Origin of the sequence: Methanobrevibacter sp. 87.7 (assembly GCF_002208625.1) — an archaeon.
Lineage (GTDB): Archaea > Methanobacteriota > Methanobacteria > Methanobacteriales > Methanobacteriaceae > Methanarmilla.
Genome location: NZ_MRCT01000171.1, coordinates 1 through 3464 on the forward strand (window position 1 = coordinate 1; position 3464 = coordinate 3464).

General features: G+C 27.8%; 2 protein-coding genes. Both read right to left on the bottom strand.

The window, feature by feature from the left end; all coding sequences use genetic code 11:
* Nucleotides 1-76: 76 nt before the first annotated feature.
* The gene (locus BGI41_RS07235) at nt 77-1177 is read right to left on the bottom strand and encodes a DNA topoisomerase IV subunit A (protein ID WP_088539970.1); all 1101 of its coding nucleotides are present in this window, start codon (nt 1175-1177) and stop codon (nt 77-79) included.
* Between the two features lie 2 nt (nt 1178-1179).
* Complete coding sequence (gene top6B / locus BGI41_RS07240) at nt 1180-2976, bottom strand: DNA topoisomerase VI subunit B (protein WP_088539972.1); 1797 nt, start codon at nt 2974-2976, stop codon at nt 1180-1182.
* Nucleotides 2977-3464: the final 488 nt, after the last annotated feature.

Sequence of the window (3464 nt, forward strand, 5' to 3'; positions counted from 1 at the left end):
AAATATTTAATATTATAAAAAGAGTTAAATCCATAATAAAAATATTATGGATTATAATTTGTTTTTAGAGCTAAATTTATATTTGTGCTCCCATTTCTCTAAGTTTAGTTGGGAAATATTCATCAATAACATATTCAAGACCATATTTAGAGAAAGATTGTTGCTCTGCTTTTTTACCTATTTTAAGCATTTTTTTAATTTCAGTTTGCCAGAAATCAGTTTGGTATCTAGGATCTTTAGATAACTCTTTAAGTCTCATTACATCCACATCTTTTAATGGATCACTTGGTAAATCATATTTAATAATATCACTAGCAGTTACTCCCATAAATTGTGCATCAGGGGTTGCAAGTTCATGATTTACATGAGCAAGTTTTGCACTACCAGAAATAATTACCTGACCAATATGGAATCCCCAAGGATCTCCATCGTTACAAATGTATACTGGAAGACCTAATTCTTCATTTACTCTTTTAATGAATCTTCTTGTAGCACGAGCTGCTTGTCCTTTAAGACCTACAATAAGAGTATTAAATTTATCATAAGCATGTTCTTGGACCATACGGTGGAACATTCCCATGGTTTCTACTGCCATTACACGGTCTACATCACAATCTAAAAATTCTACTTCATCAATAGTAGGTGAAATAGTATAACCAGATTTTCCTGCTTTTAATGCATTTATTTCTACATCATCATCTAAAAGAGTTATGTTTCCATATACTGAAGCACCATCTTCTTCTGGCATAAGACCTAATTCTTCACGTGTAGTACCTAACATAACTTCTAAATCTTCTCCAACAGTGTTAGATTCTTGCTGGGTGTTAAATTCTACTCCCCAACCTTCACTAATATAATACATTTCCCTGATTGTTGCAGTTTTTTCTCTTCTAACAAGATCTTTACAGAAGTTTGCAGTACAAACCATTTGACCTAATTTTCTAAGTTGTTTAACATTACCCATAGATCTTTTACTGTATCTGTCACCTAATACATAATATCTTTTATCAGGGTCATAATGTATGTTTCCAGTTCCTCTTGATGGTACTTTAAGAGTAGGAATTTTATCTTTAGTAACATCATCAATAATGTCTTGACCTAAACATTTAAGTTTATTGTAAGTATATTCTTTACGTTTTTCTTTAGGCATATGTTTTTTTAATTCTTTTTCTGCCATGTTTAGTCATCCCCATTTTTATTTTCTTTAGTTGCTTTTTTTGCTGCTTTTTCAGCTTCTTTAGCTGCTTCTTTTTCTTCCATCATTTTTTCATTAATGAGATCATCTTCAGAAATGGTATAATTCTGTTTTTTATTATTTGTAATGTTTGAATTTTCTTCATTTACAGCATATCCATTTTCATCAAGTTCTTCCATTAATAATGCCTCTTCTTCTTCCTCTTCTTCCTCTTCTTCAGGTTTTTCACCAAGTAATTCTGCAAGTCCTCTTCTAGTTACTTTAGATAAAACTTTAGTATAATTTGGTACTGCGACTTCTCCAAGTTTTGCAGATTCTTCAATAATTATTGGAACAACTTCTTCAAAGATTTTAGAACGCATTATTTTTTCTTTTTCTGCTTTTTTATGTTTTAAGTGTTTTTGTAATTTACGAGCAAGTGTCATTGTAGCTTGTCTTACTTCATGTAAAATTTCTGGTTCTGGTGCAATACTTTGTTTTCCAGTTGATAAATATGGAATTTGAGTAGAAATCATATTTACAAATACTGTAATTGGTGAGTTTTCGAAATCTTTAATACCATAACGTTTCCAATCAATACTTTTAAGTGCTTCAGTAATTGCACAACTTCCTTGATCAAATGTTAAAGGTACTCTATTTGCAAATCTCATAATTTCTGATTTTCTTTGATCATTAATTAAACGTCCTGCTTCTCCACCATATGCAATACCTGCTTCTATAATAAATGCTACACCACCTTTATATGTAACAGGTTTTCTAGTAATTGTTTCTACAAATTCTGGTTTAATAATTTGTTTAATACCTTTTTCTATTTGTTCACTTCCAATTGGTATAAGTCCATTTGTTGGTGGAGCCATGAATTTCATTTTATCGAAACATTTAACAATTGCTTCTGCCTCTTCCCATTTCATATCTTTTGGACGTTTTTTCATGTCAATTCCAGTAACTTCTGCAATTTCATCAATTTTTTTATTTGACATTCTAGAAAGATTACTTGTTAACATACTTTTAAAGTTTCTTTTATCAGTATGTTTTGCCATGAAATGAATATCATCTGCAGTTACTCCTTTTGGATGTGGTAATACTTCTTTTGGAAGTACAGGTATAATATCTGCTGCTCTTTTGAAAATGTATTTATGTCCAGTAGGATCTCTAAATGTAATTTTAGCATGTGGGTTAGCAATCATAGTTCTTCTGATATATTCAAAAGCACCTTGTTCCGCCATAGAATATGCAACATCTTTAAATTGGAGTTCAATACATACACCTGTGTGATCTACATCTACTGCTTCTCTTTCCATTAATAAACCAACATTTTTCTTAACATCCATTTTAAATTTGAGTTTTACTCCTTTTAACTCACCATTTTCCATGTAACCAGAGATTACTCTTGCAGGTTTACCTGTAGTCATTTGTGATAAAAGTACACAACCACTACAACCTAAACCTTGTTGTCCTCTAGATTGGATGTTTCTAAATTTAGAACCAGCAAACATAGTACAATATACTTTTAAAATATAATTTTCAGGAATACCTGGACCATTATCTGTATGTCTTAAAATGTAATGTTCTTTAGATACTTTTCTTAAGTCAATTTTGATTTCAGGTAAAATTCCTGCTTCTTCTGCTGCATCGAAACTGTTGGTAATTAATTCGTGAAATACAATTGTTAGAGATCTTATTTTTCCAGAAAATCCTAACATCTGTTTATTTTTTCTAAAAAATTCAGATGGGGTTAATTGTTGGAAATTTTTAAAGAGTTCGGATGCTTGTTGTGACAAAATATACCTCCTAAATAAGTATTGCTTATGTAAAGTAATTTTTTATTAAAATTTTTAGATTAAATTATCTTATTAATACTAAAAATTAAAAATTTAATATAAAAAAGTTAAGCAATAATGATTTTTTTAAAGAAATTCTTATTGAATTTTAAAAATAATTTTATATAAAATAGTAAAAAAACATCATTATTAATGCTTATATGTATATATGTTGATTTCTATATATAATGTTTTCTTATTATTTTTTAGAATTTTTAATTAAAATAAAATTAAAATAAATATTATTTAATATACTATTAATTTAATTATTGTAATGAATTTTTTTTATATAAAATATCTTGATTAAGTAGGGTCTTAATTTTTTTTAATCATTTTTTATATAATTATTTTTTATAATTTATTTAAAAAGTATTTCTAAGAGCATTTGAAAAATATTATTTTTTTAAAATTTTAAAAATTAGTTTTATTAATTAGTATTAATATTTATC